Source organism: Xanthomonas sp. NCPPB 1826, from assembly GCF_056725285.1.
This window is the reverse complement of record NZ_CM161521.1, coordinates 2,729,048-2,748,966: the sequence shown is the minus strand read 5'-3', so window position 1 is coordinate 2,748,966 and position 19,919 is coordinate 2,729,048. Positions and strand designations below refer to the sequence as shown.

General features: G+C 66.6%; 19 protein-coding genes and 1 pseudogene. 13 read left to right on the top strand and 7 right to left on the bottom strand.

The window, feature by feature from the left end:
* Positions 1–287: 287 nt before the first annotated feature.
* The 5 genes from AC1PLA_RS11580 to zwf form a co-directional block, all read right to left on the bottom strand.
* A complete protein-coding gene (locus tag AC1PLA_RS11580) occupies positions 288–947 on the bottom strand; it encodes a bifunctional 4-hydroxy-2-oxoglutarate aldolase/2-dehydro-3-deoxy-phosphogluconate aldolase (protein ID WP_481104569.1) in 660 nt (219 codons plus the stop codon).
* A gap of 52 nt (positions 948–999) precedes the next feature.
* Positions 1,000–2,916: a phosphogluconate dehydratase gene (edd, locus tag AC1PLA_RS11575; protein WP_024938694.1), complete on the bottom strand. Its 1,917-nt coding sequence runs from the start codon at positions 2,914–2,916 to the stop codon at positions 1,000–1,002.
* Between the two features lie 151 nt (positions 2,917–3,067).
* Positions 3,068–3,787, bottom strand: a complete 720-nt coding sequence (pgl, locus tag AC1PLA_RS11570; RefSeq protein ID WP_102254232.1) for a 6-phosphogluconolactonase — start codon at positions 3,785–3,787, stop codon at positions 3,068–3,070.
* Complete coding sequence (gene glk, locus AC1PLA_RS11565) at positions 3,784–4,791, bottom strand: glucokinase (protein ID WP_016902597.1); 1,008 nt, start codon at positions 4,789–4,791, stop codon at positions 3,784–3,786. Before glk ends, pgl begins: the two co-directional genes overlap by 4 nt.
* Entirely contained in the window at positions 4,788–6,218 is a 1,431-nt protein-coding gene (gene zwf / locus AC1PLA_RS11560; protein WP_016902596.1) for a glucose-6-phosphate dehydrogenase, read from the bottom strand. Before zwf ends, glk begins: the two co-directional genes overlap by 4 nt.
* Positions 6,219–6,639: 421 nt before the next feature.
* Here zwf and AC1PLA_RS11555 point away from each other — a divergent pair, with 421 nt between their 5' ends.
* Positions 6,640–7,728: an ABC transporter ATP-binding protein gene (locus AC1PLA_RS11555; RefSeq protein WP_024938691.1), complete on the top strand. Its 1,089-nt coding sequence runs from the start codon at positions 6,640–6,642 to the stop codon at positions 7,726–7,728.
* Here the strand turns inward: AC1PLA_RS11555 and ygfZ are convergent.
* The gene (ygfZ, locus tag AC1PLA_RS11550) at positions 7,725–8,615 is read right to left on the bottom strand and encodes a CAF17-like 4Fe-4S cluster assembly/insertion protein YgfZ (RefSeq protein WP_481104568.1); all 891 of its coding nucleotides are present in this window, start codon (positions 8,613–8,615) and stop codon (positions 7,725–7,727) included. The genes AC1PLA_RS11555 and ygfZ overlap by 4 nt on opposite strands.
* Here ygfZ and AC1PLA_RS11545 point away from each other — a divergent pair.
* The 10 genes from AC1PLA_RS11545 to lolD all read left to right on the top strand — a co-directional run bounded on the left by AC1PLA_RS11545 (position 8,517) and on the right by lolD (position 15,251).
* Complete coding sequence (locus tag AC1PLA_RS11545) at positions 8,517–8,825, top strand: DUF1674 domain-containing protein (protein WP_228599687.1); 309 nt, start codon at positions 8,517–8,519, stop codon at positions 8,823–8,825. The genes ygfZ and AC1PLA_RS11545 overlap by 99 nt on opposite strands.
* A gap of 56 nt (positions 8,826–8,881) precedes the next feature.
* Entirely contained in the window at positions 8,882–9,277 is a 396-nt protein-coding gene (sdhC, locus tag AC1PLA_RS11540; protein WP_102584478.1) for a succinate dehydrogenase, cytochrome b556 subunit, read from the top strand.
* Positions 9,274–9,660, top strand: a complete 387-nt coding sequence (gene sdhD, locus AC1PLA_RS11535; protein ID WP_016902592.1) for a succinate dehydrogenase, hydrophobic membrane anchor protein — start codon at positions 9,274–9,276, stop codon at positions 9,658–9,660. The genes sdhC and sdhD overlap by 4 nt, the downstream gene beginning before the upstream one ends.
* Positions 9,661–9,693: 33 nt before the next feature.
* A complete protein-coding gene (gene sdhA, locus AC1PLA_RS11530; RefSeq protein ID WP_016902591.1) occupies positions 9,694–11,484 on the top strand; it encodes a succinate dehydrogenase flavoprotein subunit in 1,791 nt (596 codons plus the stop codon).
* Positions 11,485–11,487: 3 nt separating this feature from the next.
* Complete coding sequence (locus AC1PLA_RS11525; RefSeq protein WP_481104567.1) at positions 11,488–11,697, top strand: hypothetical protein; 210 nt, start codon at positions 11,488–11,490, stop codon at positions 11,695–11,697.
* Between the two features lie 16 nt (positions 11,698–11,713).
* Positions 11,714–12,496: a succinate dehydrogenase iron-sulfur subunit gene (locus AC1PLA_RS11520; RefSeq protein WP_039521725.1), complete on the top strand. Its 783-nt coding sequence runs from the start codon at positions 11,714–11,716 to the stop codon at positions 12,494–12,496.
* Between the two features lie 111 nt (positions 12,497–12,607).
* Positions 12,608–12,856 (top strand): FAD assembly factor SdhE, encoded by a 249-nt coding sequence (locus AC1PLA_RS11515; RefSeq protein ID WP_024938685.1) that lies wholly within the window; start codon positions 12,608–12,610, stop codon positions 12,854–12,856.
* Positions 12,807–13,259, top strand: coding sequence for a YgfX family protein (locus AC1PLA_RS11510; protein ID WP_481104566.1), 453 nt, complete (start codon positions 12,807–12,809; stop codon positions 13,257–13,259). The genes AC1PLA_RS11515 and AC1PLA_RS11510 overlap by 50 nt, the downstream gene beginning before the upstream one ends.
* A 23-nt stretch (positions 13,260–13,282) precedes the next feature.
* Entirely contained in the window at positions 13,283–14,524 is a 1,242-nt protein-coding gene (locus tag AC1PLA_RS11505; RefSeq protein WP_039514422.1) for a lipoprotein-releasing ABC transporter permease subunit, read from the top strand.
* A gap of 16 nt (positions 14,525–14,540) precedes the next feature.
* Positions 14,541–15,251 (top strand): lipoprotein-releasing ABC transporter ATP-binding protein LolD, encoded by a 711-nt coding sequence (gene lolD, locus AC1PLA_RS11500; RefSeq protein ID WP_481104565.1) that lies wholly within the window; start codon positions 14,541–14,543, stop codon positions 15,249–15,251.
* A gap of 241 nt (positions 15,252–15,492) precedes the next feature.
* On the opposite strand, the gene AC1PLA_RS11495 is transcribed toward lolD, so the two are convergent.
* Positions 15,493–16,557, bottom strand: coding sequence for an SDR family oxidoreductase (locus tag AC1PLA_RS11495; RefSeq protein ID WP_184352504.1), 1,065 nt, complete (start codon positions 16,555–16,557; stop codon positions 15,493–15,495).
* A 256-nt stretch (positions 16,558–16,813) separates the two neighbouring features.
* On the opposite strand from AC1PLA_RS11495, the pseudogene AC1PLA_RS11490 reads away from it, so the two are divergent.
* A pseudogene (locus AC1PLA_RS11490) lies at positions 16,814–19,360 on the top strand (DNA internalization-related competence protein ComEC/Rec2); the annotation flags it as partial.
* Positions 19,254–19,916: a MotA/TolQ/ExbB proton channel family protein gene (locus AC1PLA_RS11485; RefSeq protein WP_481104564.1), complete on the top strand. Its 663-nt coding sequence runs from the start codon at positions 19,254–19,256 to the stop codon at positions 19,914–19,916. The pseudogene AC1PLA_RS11490 and the gene AC1PLA_RS11485, both read left to right, overlap by 107 nt.
* The last annotated feature ends 3 nt before the right edge of the window (positions 19,917–19,919 follow it).

Below are 19,919 nucleotides of genomic sequence, written 5' to 3'. Positions count from 1 at the left end.
AACATTCGAGAGTGGTCCGCGGGCGCCGGGGCGGGACCTTACACGACAAGGCGCGTGTAAGAGCCCCCCATGGATAGGTTCACGGCGTGTCCTGCCCCGGCGCCCGCGGGCCGCTCGCACGCATGAAACAAGTCGCCTGCCAGCAGCCTTTCCTCAACCAAAATCAAAGCGCCAGCAAATCGGGCTTTCCTCATTCAAAACCAAAGCGCCAACTGATCAGCTGTCCTCAGCTATCCAGCTTTCCCGGCAACCTGGGTTCCAAGCCGCTGGATACGCTGGGAAGAGAATCAGCCCCCACGCACCTGCCGCACGATCGCCGCCGCCTTGGCCGAGCTCTCCTTGACCTTGTCCCACTGGCCCTGCGCCAGCCAGTCCTTGGGCACCATCCACGAGCCGCCGATGCACAGCACGTTCGGCTGCGACAGGAACTCGGCCGCGTTGGCCTCGCTGATGCCGCCGGTGGGGCAGAGCTTGAGTTCGGACAGCGGGCCGGCCAGGCCCTTGAGCATCTGCAAACCACCCACGGCGGTGGCCGGGAACAGCTTGCACACGCGGAAGCCCAGGCCCATCAGGGTCAGCAGCTCGGTCGGCGTGGCTGCGCCGGGCACGGCGGGGATCGGCGCATCGGCAAGCAGGCGCGCCAGCGGCGCCGGCGTGCCCGGGGTGACCAGGAAGTCGGCACCGGCATCCACCGACTGACGCAGTTGCAACTCGCTCAGCACGGTGCCGGCGCCGATCACGATGTTGGGCAGCTCACGCTTGAGCATGGCCAGCGCTTCGATCGCGACCGGGGTGCGCAGGGTCAGTTCGATCGCGGGCAGGCCGCCTTCGAGCAGCGCATCGGCCACGCGGCGCGCCTGGTCCAGCGTGTCCACGGTGACCACCGGCAGGATGCCGGCGTCACGCAGCAGCTGTTCGGCGGTGTTCTGGGTCTGGGCAATCGTCATTGCAACTCCGTTAGACGGCGACCGCGAGGCGGTCGCGCAGAGGGAAGGGGAATCAGGCGTCCTTGGACTCGTGCGGTGCGGCGGCGGCCGCTGCATCGGCACCGAGTTCGTACTCGGCGTCGTAGCTCCACAGCGCGCCGTCCGGACGGGTCGGGCCGCAGGAAATCGAGATGGCGCCCTGGTCGGCCGGGCCAACCACCTGGCGGTTGATGGCGAACAGGTTGCGCCCCAAGTCGTTGCCCGCCACCGAGGTGTTGGGTGCGACCTCGCGCGATGCCCACTCTTCGGCCGAGACCAGCACTTCCAGCGTGCCGGCTTCACCGTCCAGGCGCACGATGTCGCCTTCGCGCACACGCCCGATCGGCCCGCCGCGTGCGGCTTCGGGCGTCATATGGATCGCCGCCGGGAACTTGCCCGACGCACCGGACAGACGGCCGTCGGTGACCAAGGCCACGCGCCGGCCCTGGTTCTGCAACAGGCCCAGCAACGGCGCCATCGAATGCAGTTCCGGCATGCCGTTGGCACGCGGGCCCTGGTAACGCAGCACCACCACGAAATCGTGCGGCAGCACGCCGGCGGCGTGCAGCTTGTTGAGCACCTGCGGCGTATCGATCACCACTGCCGGCGCTTCGATCGTGCGGTGCTGCGGCTTGACTGCCGACAACTTGATCAGCGAGCGGCCCAGGTTGCCGCGCAGCAGGCGCAGGCCGCCCTGCGATTCGAATGCGGCGCTGACCGGCCGCGCCACGCTGTCGTCGGCGGTGGTCGCAGTGCCGGGCACGTATACGACCTTGCCGTCCTGCAGGCGCGGCTCGTTGGCGTAGGCGCGCATGCCGCCTTCGACCACGGTGGGCAGGTCGTCGTGCATCAGCCCGGCGTCCATCAGCTCGCGGAACACGAAGGCAGTGCCGCCCGCGGCCTGGAAGCGGTTCACGTCGGCTTCGCCGTTGGGGTAGATGCGGGTCAGCAGCGGCACGGTCTGCGAGATCAGATCCATGTCGTCCCAGGTCAGCACGATGCCGGCCGCACGCGCCACCGCAATCCAGTGGATGGTGTGATTGGTCGAACCACCGGTGGCCATCAGCGCGACCACGGCATTGACGATGGCACGCTCGTCGATCAGGCGACCGAACGGACGGAAGTCCTGGCCCAGCGCAGAAATTGCCAGCGCACGCGCGGTGCCCTCACGGGTCAGCGCATCGCGCAACTGCAGCTCCGGGTTGACGAACGAGGCACCGGGCAGCTGCACGCCCATCGCCTCGAGCAACACCTGGTTGGAGTTGGCGGTGCCGTAGAAGGTGCAGGTGCCGGGCGAGTGATACGAGGACGACTCGGCTTCCAGCAGTTCGGCGCGGGTGGCTTCGCCGGCGGCGTAACGCTCGCGCACTTCGGCCTTCTGCTTGTTCGGAATGCCGGGCGTCATCGGTCCGGCCGGCATGAACAGCGCCGGCAAATGCCCGAACGCCAGCGCGCCGATCAGCAGGCCCGGCACGATCTTGTCGCACACGCCCAGATACACCACGCTGTCGAACATGTCGTGGCTCAGGCCGATCGCTGCGGCCTGGGCGATGTTGTCGCGCGAGAACAGCGACAGCTCCATGCCGGCGCGGCCCTGGGTCACGCCGTCGCACATCGCCGGCACGCCGCCGGCGACCTGCGCGGTGGCACCGAGCGTACGCGCGGTGTCGCGGATCAGCTGCGGGTAATGCTCGAACGGCTGATGTGCCGACAGCATGTCGTTGTAGGCGGTGATGATGCCCAGGTTGGGTGTGGCCGCACCGCGCAGACGCGACTTGTCGGTCGGCTCGGACGCGGCGAAACCATGCGCCAGGTTGCCGCAGCTCAAACGGCTACGGAACGGACCCTCGCGCAGGGCGGCATCGAGACCGGCCAGATACGCCGCGCGCGACGGCGCGCTGCGCTTGCGGATACGGTCGGTGACAGCTTGGATGTTCGGATGCAGGCTCATTGGCTACCGGCTATGAGAAACGGGGAAGGTAATCACGCTGTTCTTTTCGTAGATACCCGCACATGGATGTGCGGGCTTTTGCGAGGGACTCGCACAACATCGGCTCTTGCGAAGGACTCGCACAACATCGGTTGTTGCGAGGGACTCGCACCTAGGCACACCAATGAACCCGCAATTTCGGGCCCGGCGGCTGCAGCGCCACGCGGATCGGATACTCGCTGACATCGTCACCGGCCAATGCAGCCTGCAGCACGTCCAGCTTCTGCTTGCCGCGCAACAGCAGCAGGCGTGTCGGGATGGCGGCCAACCCGGCCGGTGTCAGCGTGATCCGCAGCGGCCACTGATTCGAGCCGGGGCAGCCGGTGGCATCCAGCGACGCATACGGTTGCGGGCTGGACAGCGCCTTGCTCAGGTCGGTCGAGCCCGGAAACAGCGAGGCGGTGTGTCCGTCGCCGCCCATGCCCAGCACCGCCAGGCACGCAGGCTCGGCGTGCCTGGCCTGCAGGTTCGCGGTGTGCACGCACTCGGGTAACTGCTTGCCCGGGCGCACCAGCGGGATGAAGGTCGCCGCCGGTGCATGAGTCAGAAAGCTGTGATTGACCAGCCAGGCGTTGCTGTCCTGATCCTGCGGCGAGAGCCAACGCTCATCGACCAGACCCACTTCCACCCGCGACCAGTCCAGCGGACGGTGAGCGAGCGATTCGTACACGGGCGCCGGGGTGGTGCCGCCGGACAGCAGCATGCGTGCCTGGCCGCGTCGCGAAATCTCCTGTTCCAGCAGGTCGGCCATCTCGCTGGCCACCGCCTCGGTCCATTCGGCCGGGTCTTCGTAGCGCACCAGTGTGATGCGCGGATTGTCCTGCAGGTTCATCGCTGCTCCCCTGGATGCTGACGCTGCGCATCCACCGCATAGGCGGCGGCGCCGAGCAGGCCGGCATGCGGATGCATGACCGCCAGCGACGGCACTCGCGACATGATCGCGGAGAAGCGTCCCTTGTGTTCGAAGCGCTGACGGAAGCCGGAATGCTGCAGCGAATCCAGCACCTTGGGCACCAGCCCGCCGGTGAGGAACACGCCGTCCCAGGCGCCTTGCATCAACACCATGTCGCCGGCGATCGCGCCGAAGATGGCGCAGAACAGATCGATGGTGCGCGACGAGCGCGGGTCGCCCGCCGCCGCACGCGCGGTGATGTCCTTGGGCTGTAGCGGGCCCGGGTCGACCCCGGCGATCTCGCTGAGCGCGCGATGGATGTTGACCAGGCCTGGGCCGCAGATCAGACGCTCGTTGGAGACCCGGCCGAACTGCTCGGAAAGGATCTCCAGGATGCGGATCTCCTCCGGCGTGCCGGGCGGGAAGCTGACATGGCCGCCTTCGGTTTCCAGCGGGAAGCAACGCCCATTGCGGATGATCAGCCCACCCACGCCCAGCCCGGTGCCCGGGCCGATCACGCCGTAGTTGCGCGGCTGATCGATCGGCGCCGGCCGCCAGCTGGCGCCGCCGACCTGCACCACGTCCTGCGGGCGCAGCAGGCTGATCGCCATGGCCTGCGCGGCGAAGTCGTTGATCAGGTGCAGGGTGCTGAAGCCCAGCATCGCCGCGGTGCGCGAGCGCGAGATCACCCACGGATGGTTGGTGATGCGCGCCTCGTCGCCGTCCACGCGGCCGGCCACGGCGAACACGCCCTGGGTCGCCTGCACGCCGATCTGGTCGAGGTAATAGCGCGCGGCTTCGCCGAGCGAGCCGAAATCGACCACCGCAAACTCGCGCGAGGTGTCATCCAGCAGCGGCACCGAGGCGTCGACATCGGCCAGCGCGAAGCGCGCATTGGTTCCGCCGATATCGGCAACCAGCACCGGCTTGGAAGGAGCGGTCATGCGGTGTGTCCCTGTGCGTCGGTGGCCGGGGGCAGGAAGGGCGCCGCGGCATCGGGGCCCCAGCTGCCGGCCGGGTAGGGCTGCAGCGGCAACTGCGCGTCTTTCCACGCATCGCTGACGCTGTCGATCCACGACCAGGCGGCCTTGACCTCGTCGTCGCGCACGAACAGTGCCGGGTTGCCGTTGAAGGCATCCACGAACAGGCGCTCGTAGGCGATGCGGCGGTGCAGGCCGGTCGGTACCGACAGTTCCAGTTCCAGCGGCTGCAGTTCGATCGCGCCCCATTCCGGGCCGGCCAGGCTGCTCATCAGGCCAAGCTCGATGTTTTCCTGCGGCTGCAGCTGGAAGGTCAGGCGGTTGGGCACCGCGTTCTGCCGGTCCGGGCGCTCGAACAGCCAATGCGTCACCGGCTTGAGCGTGACCACGATACGGGTGGAACGCTCGGCCAGACGCTTGCCGGTGCACAGGTGGAACGGCACCCCGGCCCAGCGCCAGTTGTCGATATGCGCGGTCACCGCGACGAAGGTTTCCACGTCGCTGCCTTCCGGCGGGTGATAGGCCTGCGCCGGCTGGCCGTTGATGCTGCCGGCGGTGTAGCGGCCACGCACGCTGTCGTGGGCGGCATGCTCGGCGGTCATCGGGCGCAGCGCTCGCAGCACCTTGACCTTCTCGTCGCGGATGCGGTCGGCTTCCAGCGAGGCCGGCGGCTCCATCGCCACCAGGCACAACAACTGCAGGATGTGACTCTGCACCATGTCGCGCAGCGCGCCGGAGCGTGCGTAGTAGGCGTCGCGCCCGTCCACGCCTTCGCTTTCGGCCACCAGGATCTGCACCGACTCGATGTAGGTGCGGTTCCACACCGCTTCCAGCAACGTATTGCCGAAGCGCAGGGCGATCAGGTTCTGCACTGCCGCCTTGCCCAGGTAATGGTCCAGGCGGAACACCCGGTCTTCGTCGATCAGCGCGCCGATCGACTGCAGGATCTCGCGGGCGCTGTCCGAGTCGTGGCCGATCGGCTTTTCCAGCATCAGCCGGTGCGGCGCGGCCAGCGCACCGCCCAGGGCCAGGCCCTGGCAGGTGCTGATGTACAGGCCCGGCGGAATCGCCAGGTAGCTCACGCACTGGCGGCTGGCCAGCTCGCGTACGGCATTGGCCACCGACTCGGCATCGCGCAGATCCACCGAGCGATAGTCGACCCGCTGCAGCAGCGTTTCGATCTGCTCGGGCGTGGCGATCGGCAGCGCGGCGGCCAGGCGCGGGCGCAGGACCTCGCGGAATGCCTCGGTGTCGTGCGGCGACAACGCCAGCGCGCGGATACGGAAATCCTCCGGCAGCAGGCCATCGACGAACAATCGCAGCAGGGACGGGAAGAGATAGCGCTGGGCGAGATCGCCGGTGGCGCCGAACAGGATCAGGGTGTTGTGCATGGACCGAATTTCAGATTCTGGAGACATCGTGATCAGCAGCTGGTCGGAAAGGCGCCGGATAGCCGGCGGTCGGTATGTCTGTTCCTGAGCGACACTGGCGTGCGCGCAGCGGGGGATGGACGCGTACGCCCAATCCCCGATTGTTGCAGCAAGTGGCCGTCAGCAGTTAGCGCCGCGGCGGTAGACCTGAACATGCGTGGCCGAATGGCGGGCCTTGCAAGGTAGGCTGCACCGCTTGAGGCAGCGGCTTGGGTCGGTGGCGGCATGGTCCCTCCCGAGATCGATGTTGCCATGTGAAAACGATTACATGTCAGAATAAACCAATGCATTCGTTTGCAGGAAATTTCCTTGCAGGCGCATGCGGCGTCACCGCCGTCGGGAGGGCCGAGGGCAGGGCGCACAACTTACGTTGAGGCCGAAGATGGCGAAAGTGCAGTTGGAAGGTGTCCGCAAGGTCTACGAGAACGGCCAGGTCGCGGTACAGGGTGCGAGCTTCGAGGTCGCCGATGGCGAATTGATGGTGCTGGTCGGGCCGTCCGGCTGCGGCAAGTCGACCCTGTTGCGCATGATCGCCGGGCTCGAGGACATCAGCGCCGGCACGCTCAAGATCGGCGAGCGCGTGGTCAATGACGTGGCCCCCAAGGACCGCGACATCGCCATGGTGTTCCAGAGCTATGCGCTCTACCCACACATGACCGTGGCCGAGAACCTGGCCTTCGGGCTCAAGCTGCGCGGCCACCCCAAGCAGGTCATCGCCGAGCGGGTCAACAACGCCGCCGAGCTGCTGGGGCTGACCCCGATGCTCGACAAGCTGCCCAAGGCGATGTCCGGCGGCCAGCGTCAGCGCGTGGCGCTGGGGCGGGCGATGGTGCGCGAGTCGTCGGTGTTCCTGCTCGACGAGCCGCTGTCCAACCTGGATGCCAAGCTGCGCCACAGCGTGCGTACCGAGATCGCGCAGCTGCACCGCAAGCTCGGCACCACGATGATCTACGTCACCCACGATCAGGTCGAGGCGATGACGCTGGGTCAGCGCATCGTGGTGCTCAAGGATGGGGTGATCCAGCAGATCGACAGCCCGATGGCGCTGTACGACCGCCCGGCCAATCTGTTCGTGGCCGGATTCCTCGGTAGCCCGGCGATGAACGTGCTGCAGGGGCGCCTGGATGAGCAGGACGGCCTGCATCTGGTCATGGCCGATGGCTGGCGTGTGCCGCTGGGTGCGGCGCGGGTCGAGCGCAGCTGGTTCGGTCGCGAGGTGATCGTCGGCGTGCGTCCGGAGCATCTGCAGCCGTCAAACGACGCCGCGCTGGGCTTTGACGCGCGTATCGATGTGATCGAGCCGGTCGGCAACGAGATCTTCCTCAACCTCGACCGTGGCGGCCAGCCGCTGGTGATCCGGGTCGCGCCGCAGGCCCTGCCGGCGGTGGGGGAGCAGCTGCGCCTGGCACTGCGCAGCGAGGCGCTGCACTTCTTCGACCCGGCCAGCGGCGAACGGCTGGCGCTGGCCTAACGCGCCAGCCCCTGCACGAACGCAAGCGGGCGGGCGGCATGCGCGCCCGCCTGCAGCACGGCGTAGGCTTCCAGGGTCAGCTCCAGCGGCAACACCGCCAGCGCAAGATCGCCCACCACGCTGACCAGCGTGCCGACGGTGGCATCGCCCAGCAGCACGGCTTGGCCCGCCTCGACCAGCGCATCGCTGCCAACGGCATCGACCTGCAACAGCTGCAGCGCACGCTTGGCCTTGCCCAGAAAATGCGTCCGCGCCACGATCTCCTGGCCCGGATAGCAGCCCTTTTTGACGCTGAAGGCCTGCAGGCGATCCAGCGCCAGCTGCTGCGGCGTCCACTGCTCACGTTGCGCATCGGGCAGGCGCGCCAGCCCCAGTTGCAGGTCCGTACGGCGCCACTCGGCATCCATGCGCGGTACTTCGATAGGCGCGGCCAATGCCTCATCGTTCGTCAGCAACACCAGCGTGCGCGGCAGGGCAGGGCTGCCAAGGTCCAATTCGATACGCTGCGTTCCGATATCGGCCTGCGCGCCTTGGGCGCGGGCGGGCGCGGCAAGGCCGCCAAACGCCGAAAGCGCCGCCACGCCGATCTTGAGCTTGCGTCGGAACACAAAACGGCCGAGTTGCGTTGCGATCTCGGCCGCATTGCCATCGGGCAACAGCATCAGCAGGTGGGTGTCGTCCTCACGCAGGAGTGCGAAGATGGCGATCACGCGCCCCTTTGCCGTCAACCACGCATTCCACTGCCACTGCCCGATCGCCAGCGCCTGTACGTCGTTGGCAAATTGCGCATGCGCGAACGCCACTGCATCCGTCCCGATCAAGCGGACGTATTGCATGTCGTGCAGGGAGCCAAAACCCTGTGGAATAAGATTCAGGTTGTCAGCCATGGAAGGGGAGGACTAAAATCGCAATGTTGTGAGACCACTATGATAGGCCATCCAACCCCCACCCCAGCGCAGGATTCCGAGACGCAGCCTTCTCCTCAGGAGCATCTTCCCGAGAAGCAGCCACTGCCCAAGGAGATTGGTGGACGCGACGGCCCCGAGCCAACGCGCTACGGCGACTGGGAAAAAAATGGACGCTGCATCGATTTTTGAGCAGCTTTTAGCCACAGCGGTCTAGTGCCGCCCAGCCGAGAAAACGAGCCCAGCGAATGGCGATCCGCGAACGTCCTCTTTCCCCGCATCTCCAGGTGTACCGCTGGCAGATACAGATGGTGACCTCGATTCTCAATCGAGCCACCGGCATCGTACTGTCCATCGGCGCCCTGGCGATTGCCGCCGCCTTGCTGACATTGATGCTCGGCCCCGACCACTGGAATTGTTTCCGCGAGCACGCAGGCGCCTGGTACGGCCAGGTCTTCCTGTTCGGCTGGACCTGGTGCTTCGCGTTCCACCTGTTCGGTGGACTGCGCCACATCATGCAGGACTTCGGACAAGGCTATGCAGTGCGCTCGTTCGTCAGTCTTGGCTGGTTGTCGCTGATCCTAAGCTTCGTGCTCACCGCTGCGATCTGGTCCTATGTACTGCTGGCCGGAGGTGCCGTATGAACCGCTACCGTACCCCGCTGAAGAACGTGCGTGGCCTGGGCGCCGCCAAGACCGGCACCGAGCACTTCGTGGTGCAGCGCCTGACCGCCACCGCCCTGGTGCCGCTGTCGATCTGGTTCCTGATCTTCGTGCTGAGCCTGATCGGTGCCGATCACGCTGCGGCCAGCGCCGCGGTGGCCAAGCCCTGGAACGCGATCCTGTTGGTCGGCTTCCTGATCGCCTCGTTCTGGCATGCGCAGCTGGGCATGCAGGTGGTGCTGGAAGATTACGTGCACAACTCGCTGCTCGCGCTTGCTGCGCAGACCATCGTGCGCTTCGTCGCCGTGCTGGGCGCCATCGTCAGCGTGTTTGCCGTGGCGCGTATTGCGCTGGGCATCAGCTGAGTCGTCCGCGACCAAACAGGAATCCATAATTCGATGTCCGCTTACAAGATCACAGAACACAAGTACGACATGGTCGTGGTGGGCGCCGGCGGCGCCGGCCTGCGCGCCACGTTCGGCCTGGCCCAGAAGGGCCTGCAGACGGTCTGCCTGACCAAGGTCTTCCCGACCCGCTCGCATACCGTTGCGGCGCAGGGTGGCATCTCGGCCGCGCTCGGCAACATGGGCGAAGACGACTGGCGCTACCACTTCTACGACACCATCAAGGGCTCCGATTGGCTGGGCGACCAGGACGCGATCGAGTACATGTGCCGTGAGGCGATCCCGGCCATCATCGAGCTCGAGCACTACGGCGTGCCGTTCTCGCGTACCGAAGAGGGCAAGATCTATCAGCGCCCGTTCGGCGGCATGACCACCAAGTACGGCGAAGGCCCGTCCGCACAGCGCACCTGCGCGGCGGCCGACCGTACCGGTCACGCGATGCTGCACACGCTGTACCAGCAGTCGCTGGCGCACAACGCGCGCTTCATGATCGAGTACTTCGCGCTCGACCTGATCTTCGACGAGGAAGGCGTCTGCCGCGGCGTGCTGGCGCTGGACATGGCCGATGGCAGCTTGCATCTGTTCCGCGCCCACGGCGTGGTGCTAGCCACCGGCGGCTATGGCCGTGCCTACTTCAGCGCCACCTCCGCCCACACCTGTACCGGTGACGGCGGCGGCCTGGTCATGCGTGCCGGCCTGCCGGTGCAGGACATGGAGTTCGTGCAGTTCCATCCCACCGGTATCTACGGTGCGGGCTGCCTGATCACCGAGGGCGTGCGTGGCGAAGGCGGCATCCTGCGCAACAGCAACGGCGAGCGCTTCATGGAGCGTTATGCACCGCATTACAAGGATCTGGCATCGCGCGACGTGGTGTCGCGCTCGATGACCGTGGAGATCCGCGAAGGCCGTGGCGTGGGCGAGCACAAGGATCACATCCTGCTCGACCTGACCCACCTCGGCCCGGAAGTCATCAACGAAAAGCTGCCCGGCATCGCCGAGAGCGCGCACATCTTTGCCGGTGTGGACGTGACCAAGCAGCCGATTCCGGTGTTGCCGACCGTGCACTACAACATGGGCGGCATTCCCACCAACTTCTACGGCGAAGTCGTGCGCAAGCAGGGCGACAACCCGGATGCGGTCGTGCCGGGCCTGTACGCGATCGGCGAAGCTGCCTGCGTGTCGGTGCACGGTGCCAACCGCCTGGGTTCCAACTCGCTGCTGGATCTGGTGGTGTTCGGCCGTGCGGTGGCAAACCGCTGCGCCGAGACGGTCAAGCCCAACCAGCCGCACAAGACGCTGCCGTCCGATGCCTGCGACAAGGCGCTGGGCCTGCTGGACAAGCTGCGCTACGCCAACGGCTCCACGCCGACCTCGGTGATCCGCGACAACATGCAGCGCACCATGCAGTCGGACGCAGCCGTGTTCCGTACCAGCAAGACGCTGAAAGAGGGCGTCGACAAGATGGCCGAGATCTTCGCCAGCTTCGAGGACGTCAAGGTCTCGGACCGCTCGCTGGTGTGGAACTCGGATCTGATCGAAACCTACGAGTTGAACAACCTGCTGCTCAACGCAGTGGCGACGATCAACTCGGCCGAGCAGCGGCATGAGAGCCGCGGCGCGCATTCGCACGAAGACTTCCCGGACCGCGACGACGTCAACTGGCAGAAGCACACGCTGGTCACCGTCGACGACAAGGGCAAGTGCGAGTTCGAATATCGTCCGGTGCACATGTACACGCTGAGCAAGGACGTGGACGTGGTCCCGCCGAAGCCGCGCGTTTACTGATCGATGCGCATGGATCGATCCGCTTTCGCATTGCCTCTGCTGGCCGGCCTGTCCGGGTACCGCAGCCGTGCACCGCGCCAGCTGGATCGCCTCATGACGCAGGGGCAACGCCGGCAAGCCGCCGGCGGTTGCGCCACCGCCTCGGCGGTGGCATCCGTCATCTTTACCTTCATGCGCACGGTGCGGTTGTCGTTCGCACCGCGCATCGCCTGAGCCAACGAGAGCAGCTATGGCAGAGTTCACCCTCCCCAAGAATTCAAAGATCGGCAAGGGCAAGCATTACCCTGCACAGGGCGCCAAGAACAAGCGCACCTTCAAGGTCTACCGCTGGGATCCGGATGGCGAAGCCAACCCGCGTACCGACAGCTATGAGATCGATCTCGACAAGTGCGGCCCGATGGTGTTGGACGCCCTGATCAAGATCAAGAACGAGATCGACCCGACACTGGCGTTCCGCCGCTCCTGCCGCGAGGGCATCTGCGGCTCGTGCGCGATGAACATCGATGGCACCAATACGCTGGCCTGCACCAAGGCGATTGCCGCCTGCGGCAAGGCCGAGGTGCCGATCTATCCGCTGCCGCACATGAGCGTGATCAAGGACCTGGTGCCGGATCTGACGCACTTCTACGCGCAGTACGCGTCGATCAAGCCGTGGATCCGCACCCAGACCCCGCCGCCGCCGGACCGCGAGCGCCTGCAGTCGCCGGAAGACCGCCGCAAGCTCGATGGCCTGTACGAGTGCATCCTGTGCGCCTGCTGCTCGACCAGTTGCCCGAGCTACTGGTGGAATGGCGAGCGCTATCTGGGCCCGGCGATCCTGCTGCAGGCGTATCGCTGGATCATCGATTCGCGCGACGAGGACACCGGTGCGCGCCTGGACGACCTGGAAGATCCGTTCAAGCTGTATCGCTGCCACACCATCATGAACTGCGCGCGGACCTGCCCCAAGGGCCTGAACCCGGCGCTGGCGATTGCCGAGATCAAGAAGTTGATGATGGCGCGTCGCGCCTGATCGCAGCGCAATGCGGGCCCGCCTCGGCGGGGAGATGGTTCACAGCGGCACCGGCCCTTGGTCTGGTGCCGCTGTCGTTTTCGGCGCCGGCAAGGCGAGCTGGAGAGTGAGATGGATGAAGAAACCCTGCTGAAGAAACTGCGCTGGCGTTGCCGACGCGGCATGCGCGAGCTCGATCAATTGTTCGGGCGCTATCTGGATCAACGCTGGGCGCAGGCTTCCGAGTCCGAGCGCGCGGTTTTCCTACAGCTGCTGGATTGCGAAGACGATAAGTTGTGGCGCTGGTTCATGGGATACGAGGCCTGCCCCGATGCCGCCAACGCCGCACTCATCGCCGATATTCGCGCCATGCCGGCTTGAGTGGCGACCCTCGCGCGGGCTTGCCTGCGCGCTGGGCGTGCTGAGCGCGCTCGCATTGTGGGCACTCTGGCGGAGCGGGGCGCCGCCATGGCTGGCGATGCTGTTGTCTGTCCATGCAGTGTTGACCGGTGGGCGATCGCTGCGCCTGCTGTTGCGCTCGCCAGCACGGGAAGTGATCGTGCCCTGGAGCGAAACGCCTGCCAGCGTTGACGGCGCGCAGGTGCAAGGCCTGCAGGTGGCATGGCGCGGACCGATCGCAGTGGTGGCGTGGACCGGCCTGGATGCACGTCGCCAACGCCTGCTTTTCTGGCCGGACACCTTGCCCGCAGCGCAGCGACGTGAACTGCGTCTGGCCGCTCAGGCACACGCCATTTCGTCCCGGCGGCCGCAAGTGGCACCATAGCGTCCCTTTCCTGGTTGAACCGCATGTTCAAACCTATCCCGGTTGCCATCGGCTTGCGCTACCTGCGTGCCAAGCGGCGCAATGGCTTCATCTCGTTTATCTCGATGGCATCGATCCTGGGTATCGCCCTGGGCGTGACCGTGCTGATCACCACTCTGGCGGTGATGAGCGGTTTCCAGAAGGAAATCCGCGATCGTCTGCTGCAGATGGCCGCACATGCCACGGTCAGTGCGGACGGCGCGCCGATGCACGATTGGCAGCACGCGGTCGCGGTCGCCATGGCCGATCCGCGCATCGCCGGTGCCGCGCCGTACATCGAAACCGAATCGCTGCTGCAGGGCCCGCGCAAGCAGCCGGCGATCGTGCGCGGCATCGTTCCTGCCGAAGAAGGCAAGGTGTCGGTGCTGGCCAAGAAGATGCAGCAGGGGTCGGTCGACAGCCTGACCCCGGGCTCCTACAACATCGTCATCGGCAAGGAGCTGGCGATCTGGCTGGGCGTGGACATGGGCGACAGCATCGTGGTGCTGCTCAGCGATACCCAGGCCACGCCGCTGGGCGCGATGCCGCGGCTCAAACGCTTTACCGTCAGCGGAATCTTCGAGGCGGGCTACAACGAGATCGACCGCGGCCTGGCCGTGGTCAACATGCAGGACCTGGCGCGCGTGTTGCGCATGGACGGCGTCACCGGCGTGCGGCTGCGCCTGCACGACATGGATCAGGCCTGGCCGGTGGCGCGCGATCTGGCGGTGAAGTTGCATGGCCCGTACCGGGTCAGCGACTGGACCCAGGAGAACGCCAATCTCTACCACTCGTTGAAGATGGAAAAGACCGTGATGGGCATCCTGCTGTCGCTGATCGTGGCGATGGGCGCGTTCAACCTGGTGTCCTCGCAGGTCATGCTGGTCACCGACAAGCAGGCCGATATCGCCATCCTGCGCACCTTGGGCCTGTCGCCTGCGGGGGTGATGCAGGTGTTCATGGTGCAGGGTTCGTTGATCGGCTTCATGGGCACGATCATGGGCGTGATCGGCGGCATCGTGCTGACGCTCAACCTGGAACGCATCCTGGGCGTGATCGAGACGATCTTCAGCGTCAAGCTGCTGCCCGAGGACGTGTATTACATCACCGGCTTGCCGACCGACATGCAGACCCAGGACGTGGTGGTGATCACCGTCGTCGCGCTGGTGATGAGTTTCCTGGCGACCTTGTATCCGGCATGGCGCGCCTCGCGCACGCAGCCGGCGGAGGCGCTGCGTTATGAATGAGATCAGGGGATCGGCCTTGCAAACGCCACACCAAGCAGAGGCGGTGATCCGCGCCGAGGGTCTGGGCAAGACCTACGCCGAAGGCAAGATGCGCACGCCGGTGTTCGACGGTCTGGATCTGACCGTGGCGACCGGCGAAACCGTGGCCATTGTCGGCGCCTCGGGGGCAGGCAAGAGCACGCTGCTGCATCTGCTCGGCGGCTTGGACATTCCGACCTCGGGCGAGGTGTACGTGGCCGGCCGGCGCATGTCGGCGTTGTCCGATGGCGAGCGCGGCAAGCTGCGCAATCAGGCCCTGGGTTTCGTCTACCAGTTCCATCATCTGCTGCCGGAATTCACCGCGCTGGAAAACGTGATGATGCCGGTGCTGCTGTCCGGGAAAGAGGTGTCGGTGGCGCGGGCGCAGGCCTTGCAGTTACTGGAATCGGTCGGGCTCGGACATCGCATCGAGCACAAGCCCAGCGAGTTGTCCGGCGGCGAGCGTCAGCGTGCGGCGGTGGCGCGTGCGCTGGTAAACAAGCCAGGCTGCGTGCTGGGCGATGAGCCCACCGGCAACCTGGACGACAAGACCGCCGAGACCGTGTTCGAGCTGATGCTCGAGCTCAATCGTGCGCAGCGCACCAGTCTGGTCCTGGTGACGCACGATCGCAGCCTGGCGCGGCGCCTGGACCGCGTGCTCGAGCTGCATCAGGGCAAGTTGCGCGAACTGGCGCCATCTGCGGTGTGAGACGCGTCGCCTGGCCGCCGGAGTTCCTGGCGGCTGGGCGGCGGTGAACCCGCGATCTCAAATTGAAGATCCTGGGGCTGGTGGCGGGTGTATTTGCGTGATGCATCGACCGACGGTGGCCACAACATGCGCGTTCAGCACGCGGTGCCCGCGCGCAGCAACGCGTCAATGCTCGCGGTGACAGGACTTGCGTTGACAGGAAGAACGGTCGCCGCCACGCGTGTGGCGACGACCCAGCGCATCAGGGAATGATGCGCAGCGCGCGCAGGCGCGTGAACAGTTCCAGGAACGAGGCGCGGCTGTCGTAGAAATCCGTAAAGCCCAGTTCGCGGCTCTTGGTCATGTCATTGACGCACTCGATCTCGCGGCCCAGGTCGGCATCGGTGTGCCACCAGGATGCCAATCGATTGACGTCGGCCTCCACCAGGCCATGCTGGCTGGCGATCTCGCTCCATATTGCCGGCGCGGTCTCGCTCAGGCGTGCCTCCAGCGGCTGCGGGGTCTCGGGGCAGGGCGCAGCGTCGAGCCCGAAGAAGTCGGCAATCTGGGTCCACATCCAGCGCCAGCGGAACACGTCGCCGTTGACGGTGTTGAAGGCCTGATTGCGGGCGGCCGGGCTCAGGCCGGCCCAGGCCAGCTGCTTGCCGAGCAGGCCGGCATCTGTCAGGTCGGTGAGGCTGTTCCACTGCGCCTGCGAGCCGGGAAACACGAACGGCTGGCCGGTGTGCTTGCACAGCGATGCATACACCGCCAGCGTCACGCCCATGTTCATCGCATTGCTGCCATTGGCCATGCCGATCATGGTGTGCGAGCGATGCACGCTCCAGCCAAAGCCATGCTGTTCGGCGTGTGCGAACAACAGGTCTTCCAGCGTGTAGTAGAAGTTCTCGCCGGGCTGGCGCGGCTCGCTTTCGCGAAACGGCGTTTCCGCCTTGCCGCTGCCGTAGTTCTCGAACGCACCGAGGTAATGCTTGGTGCCGGTGACCAGCGCCATGTGCTGCAGCGGCGCATCGCTCAGTGCCTCGCACAGATGCCGCATCATCGCGCCGTTGGCTTCGACGTTTTCGCGCTCGGTGTCGCGCCGTGTCCAGGTGCAGAAGAACACATGGGTGATCGGCAGGCCACGCAGCGCGGTGCTGGTGCTGTCGGCATCCAGCAGATCGGCCGCAAGCGGGATCACGCCGTCCTGAGGCAGCGGGCGCCGTGCCAGGCCATAGACGGTCCAGCCATCGGCCACCAGGACATTGGCGAGGTTGTAACCGGAAATGCCGGTCACGCCGACAATCAGTGCAGTGCCTTTACGCATGGGGGAAGCTCCTCAGAAACAGTGGCGAACATAGCGCGGCAGTCATGAAATCGAGGCGAATGCAGGCTGATACGGTTGCTGTGCGGCCTGCACACGCTGTTCTGCCTGGCGCATTGCACCTGCGTGGCAGCACCTTCCACCGGCTGGATATACCACTGCAGGGTTGGCCTGATTCCTACCGCGCAATGCGCCCGTTGCTGCTGTGCCCGACGCGGGCGCTGGTCTAACTTGAGTCGGTGGATGGACCACGGCCGGGATGGGGACCGACAGCATGGATGCGTCAGCACAGGCACCGCCTACACCGCGGCGGGTATCGACGATGACCGTGGCAGCGGCCTTGTTGCTGGGCATCGTGGTGTGCGCGTGGTCGCCTGCGCTGCTGTCGCGTGCGGTCTATGCCGCGTGCCTTGCTGCAGGGCTGCTGGGCATCGGCCTCGGCACATGGCTGCGTCCGCGGTGGATCGTATTGGTGGGGACGCTGGCCAGCGCGGTGTTCGGTTTCGGTCTGATGGGCTGGCAGGTCGCCGGCGTCCTGCAGGCACAACTGCGCCCGCAGGATGAAGCGCGGGAACTGACGGTGCGCGGGCAGATTGTTGAACTGCCGGTCGCCGAGCCACGACGCACGCGCTTTCAGCTGCGCGTGGATGACGATCCCGCACAGCCCGGCGCACTGCGCGGCAAGCTGCTGCAGCTGGCCTGGTATGACGACTTTGGTGCCGAGCGCATCGGGCCGCGTGCCGCGCTGCGCGCGGGCGCCGCCTGGCAGCTGCGGCTCAAGCTGCGCGCGCCGCGCGGCTTGCGCAACCCCGGTGGCTTCGATGCCGAGCGGCAGGCACTGGCGCAGCGCATTGCCGCCAGCGGCTATGTGCGGGTGCCGGCTGCGGCGCGGCAGACCGCTGCACCGCGCGGTGTGGATGCCTGGCGCGAAGCGATGTCTCAGCGCATTGCCGACCGCGTGCCCGGATCATCGGCGCCTTACCTGCGCGCGCTCGCCCTGGGCGACACACGCGGGCTGGACGATGCAGCCTGGGCCACCCTGCGTGCGACCGGGCTCAGCCATTTGATTGCGATCTCGGGATTTCATGTGGGGCTGGTCGCTGCATTCGTCGCCATGCTGGTCGCCGGACTCTGGCGAGCCTGGCCGGTGCTTGGAACGCGGATTCCGCGGTCCCACGCGGCGGCGGTCGCCGCCTTGCTCGGTGCCGCAGGGTATGCAGTGCTGGCGGGCCTGGCGCTGCCCACGGTGCGCACCGTGCTGATGATTGCCGTGGTCGCGTTGGCGCGGGTGCTGCGGCGGCGTGCCAGCACCGTGCAGATCCTCGCGCTGGCCTTGTTGGCAGTATTGCTGTGGGACCCGCTCAGCGTGCTGGTGGCGGGCTTCTGGCTCAGCTTTGCCGGGGTGGCCTGGCTGGTGTGGTGCCTGCCAGCGGACGATCGCGCGATCGTGCGCGGCTTCCTGTCCGTCCAGACCGTCGCCACTGTCGGCCTGCTGCCGTTGACCGTCAGCCTGTTCGGGCAGGCATCGTTGGTGGGGCCATTGGCCAATCTGGTCGCCATTCCCTGGTGGACTTTTGTAGTGGTGCCACTCGCCTTGCTGGGCACCGGGCTGGAAGCAGCGCTGCCGGGAGCGGGCGTGTGGGCATGGCGACTGGCTGGCTGGTGCTTCGAGCTGACCTGGCCGGGCCTGGTCTGGCTCGGGCAGACTTCGGCGGCGTTGTGGTGGGTGCCCGAGTCCGATGCGCTCGCGTTGGTCGCGGCCTTGCTCGGCGCGTTCTGGTTGCTGTTGCCGCGCGGCACGCCCGGCAAATCCATGGCGCTGCTGTTGTGGTTGCCGCTGCTGTGGCCGGACCGCGAGCTGCCCGCGGCCGACGAGGCCGACGTGCAGGTCCTTGACGTGGGGCAGGGCCTGGCGGTGCTGGTACGCACGCAACGGCATGCATTGCTGTTCGACACCGGCCCGGCGGTGCGCGATGGCTTCGATGCGGGCGAGCGGGTAGTGCTGCCGGCCTTGCGCGCGCTCGGGGTGCGCCGCCTGGATGCCATCGTGCTCAGTCACGCCGACGCCGACCATGCCGGCGGCTATGCAGCGGTGCGTGCGGGATTGCCCGTGGCGATGACGGCGGCACCGCCACAGGCGCCACTGGACGTCAGCACCCGCTGCCGTGCCGGCCAGCAATGGGCATGGGACGGGGTGCGCTTTGGCTTCCTGCACCCCAGCGCCGGCTTTCCGTATCTGCGCAATCAGTCCAGTTGCGTGCTGCGCATCGAAACACGGTATGGAAGCGCATTGTTGCCGGGCGATATCGGCGAGCTCGTCGAGCGCCGCCTGCTGCGGGAACATGCCCCGGAGTTGCGTGCCGATGTGGTGGTGGTCCCGCACCATGGCAGCGCCGACGGCTCGCATGCCGATTTCATCGCCGCCACCGGCGCGCGGCTGGCGCTGGTGTCCTCCGGGCACGGCAATCGCTTCGGTCACCCGCGTGCCGAGGTGGTGCAGCGCTGGCAGGGCAGTGGCGCCGAGTTGCTCGACACGGCCCAGGCCGGGGCGATCCGGGTCTGGCTGGGCGCCGACGGCCTGCAGGTACGCGAGCGGCGGCGCTGGCAGCCACGGCTCTGGGATGCTGCGGAACGGCGGCGGTCGGCTGCTATCCTATCGACCAGCGAATAGGCGGCCGCGTTGCCGGAGGAATCGAATCGTGTTGGAGCTGGTCAAGGCAGGCGGTTGGCCGATGGTGCCGTTGCTGTTGCTGGGCGTGATCGCGCTGGCGATCGTGCTGGAGCGTCTGTGGAGCCTGCGCCGCAACGAGGTGACCCCGCCAGGTCTGGGCGAGGAGGTCCGCAACTGGGCCGCGCGCGGCAAACTGGATCCCAGCCACATCGAGTCGCTGCGGCGCAATTCGCCGCTGGGCGCCTTGCTGGCCGCAGCGCTGGACGTGCGCGGTCGTCCGCGTGAGTTGATTCGCGAGCGTATCGAGGACACCGGCCGGCATGTGGTGCACCGCATGGAGCGCTATCTGAATGCCTTGGGCACGATCGCTTCGGCCGGGCCGCTGCTGGGACTGCTGGGCACGGTGGTCGGCATGATCCAGATGTTCCTGGGCATTCTCGACCACGGTGTGGGCGATGTGAACCAGCTGGCCGGCGGCATCGGCAAGGCGCTGGTGTGCACGGCCACCGGCATGATCATCGCGGTACCGGCGTTGATGGCGCATCGCTTCTTCAAGGGCCGCATCGCCGGCTACATCATCGAGATGGAGCAGGAAGCCACCTTGTTGCTGGACACGATGGACGGCCGCGCGGTGCCAGGTGCCGCGGCGCCGGTCGCGGCAGCTGGCAAACCTGCCATGGCAAAGGGCTGACGG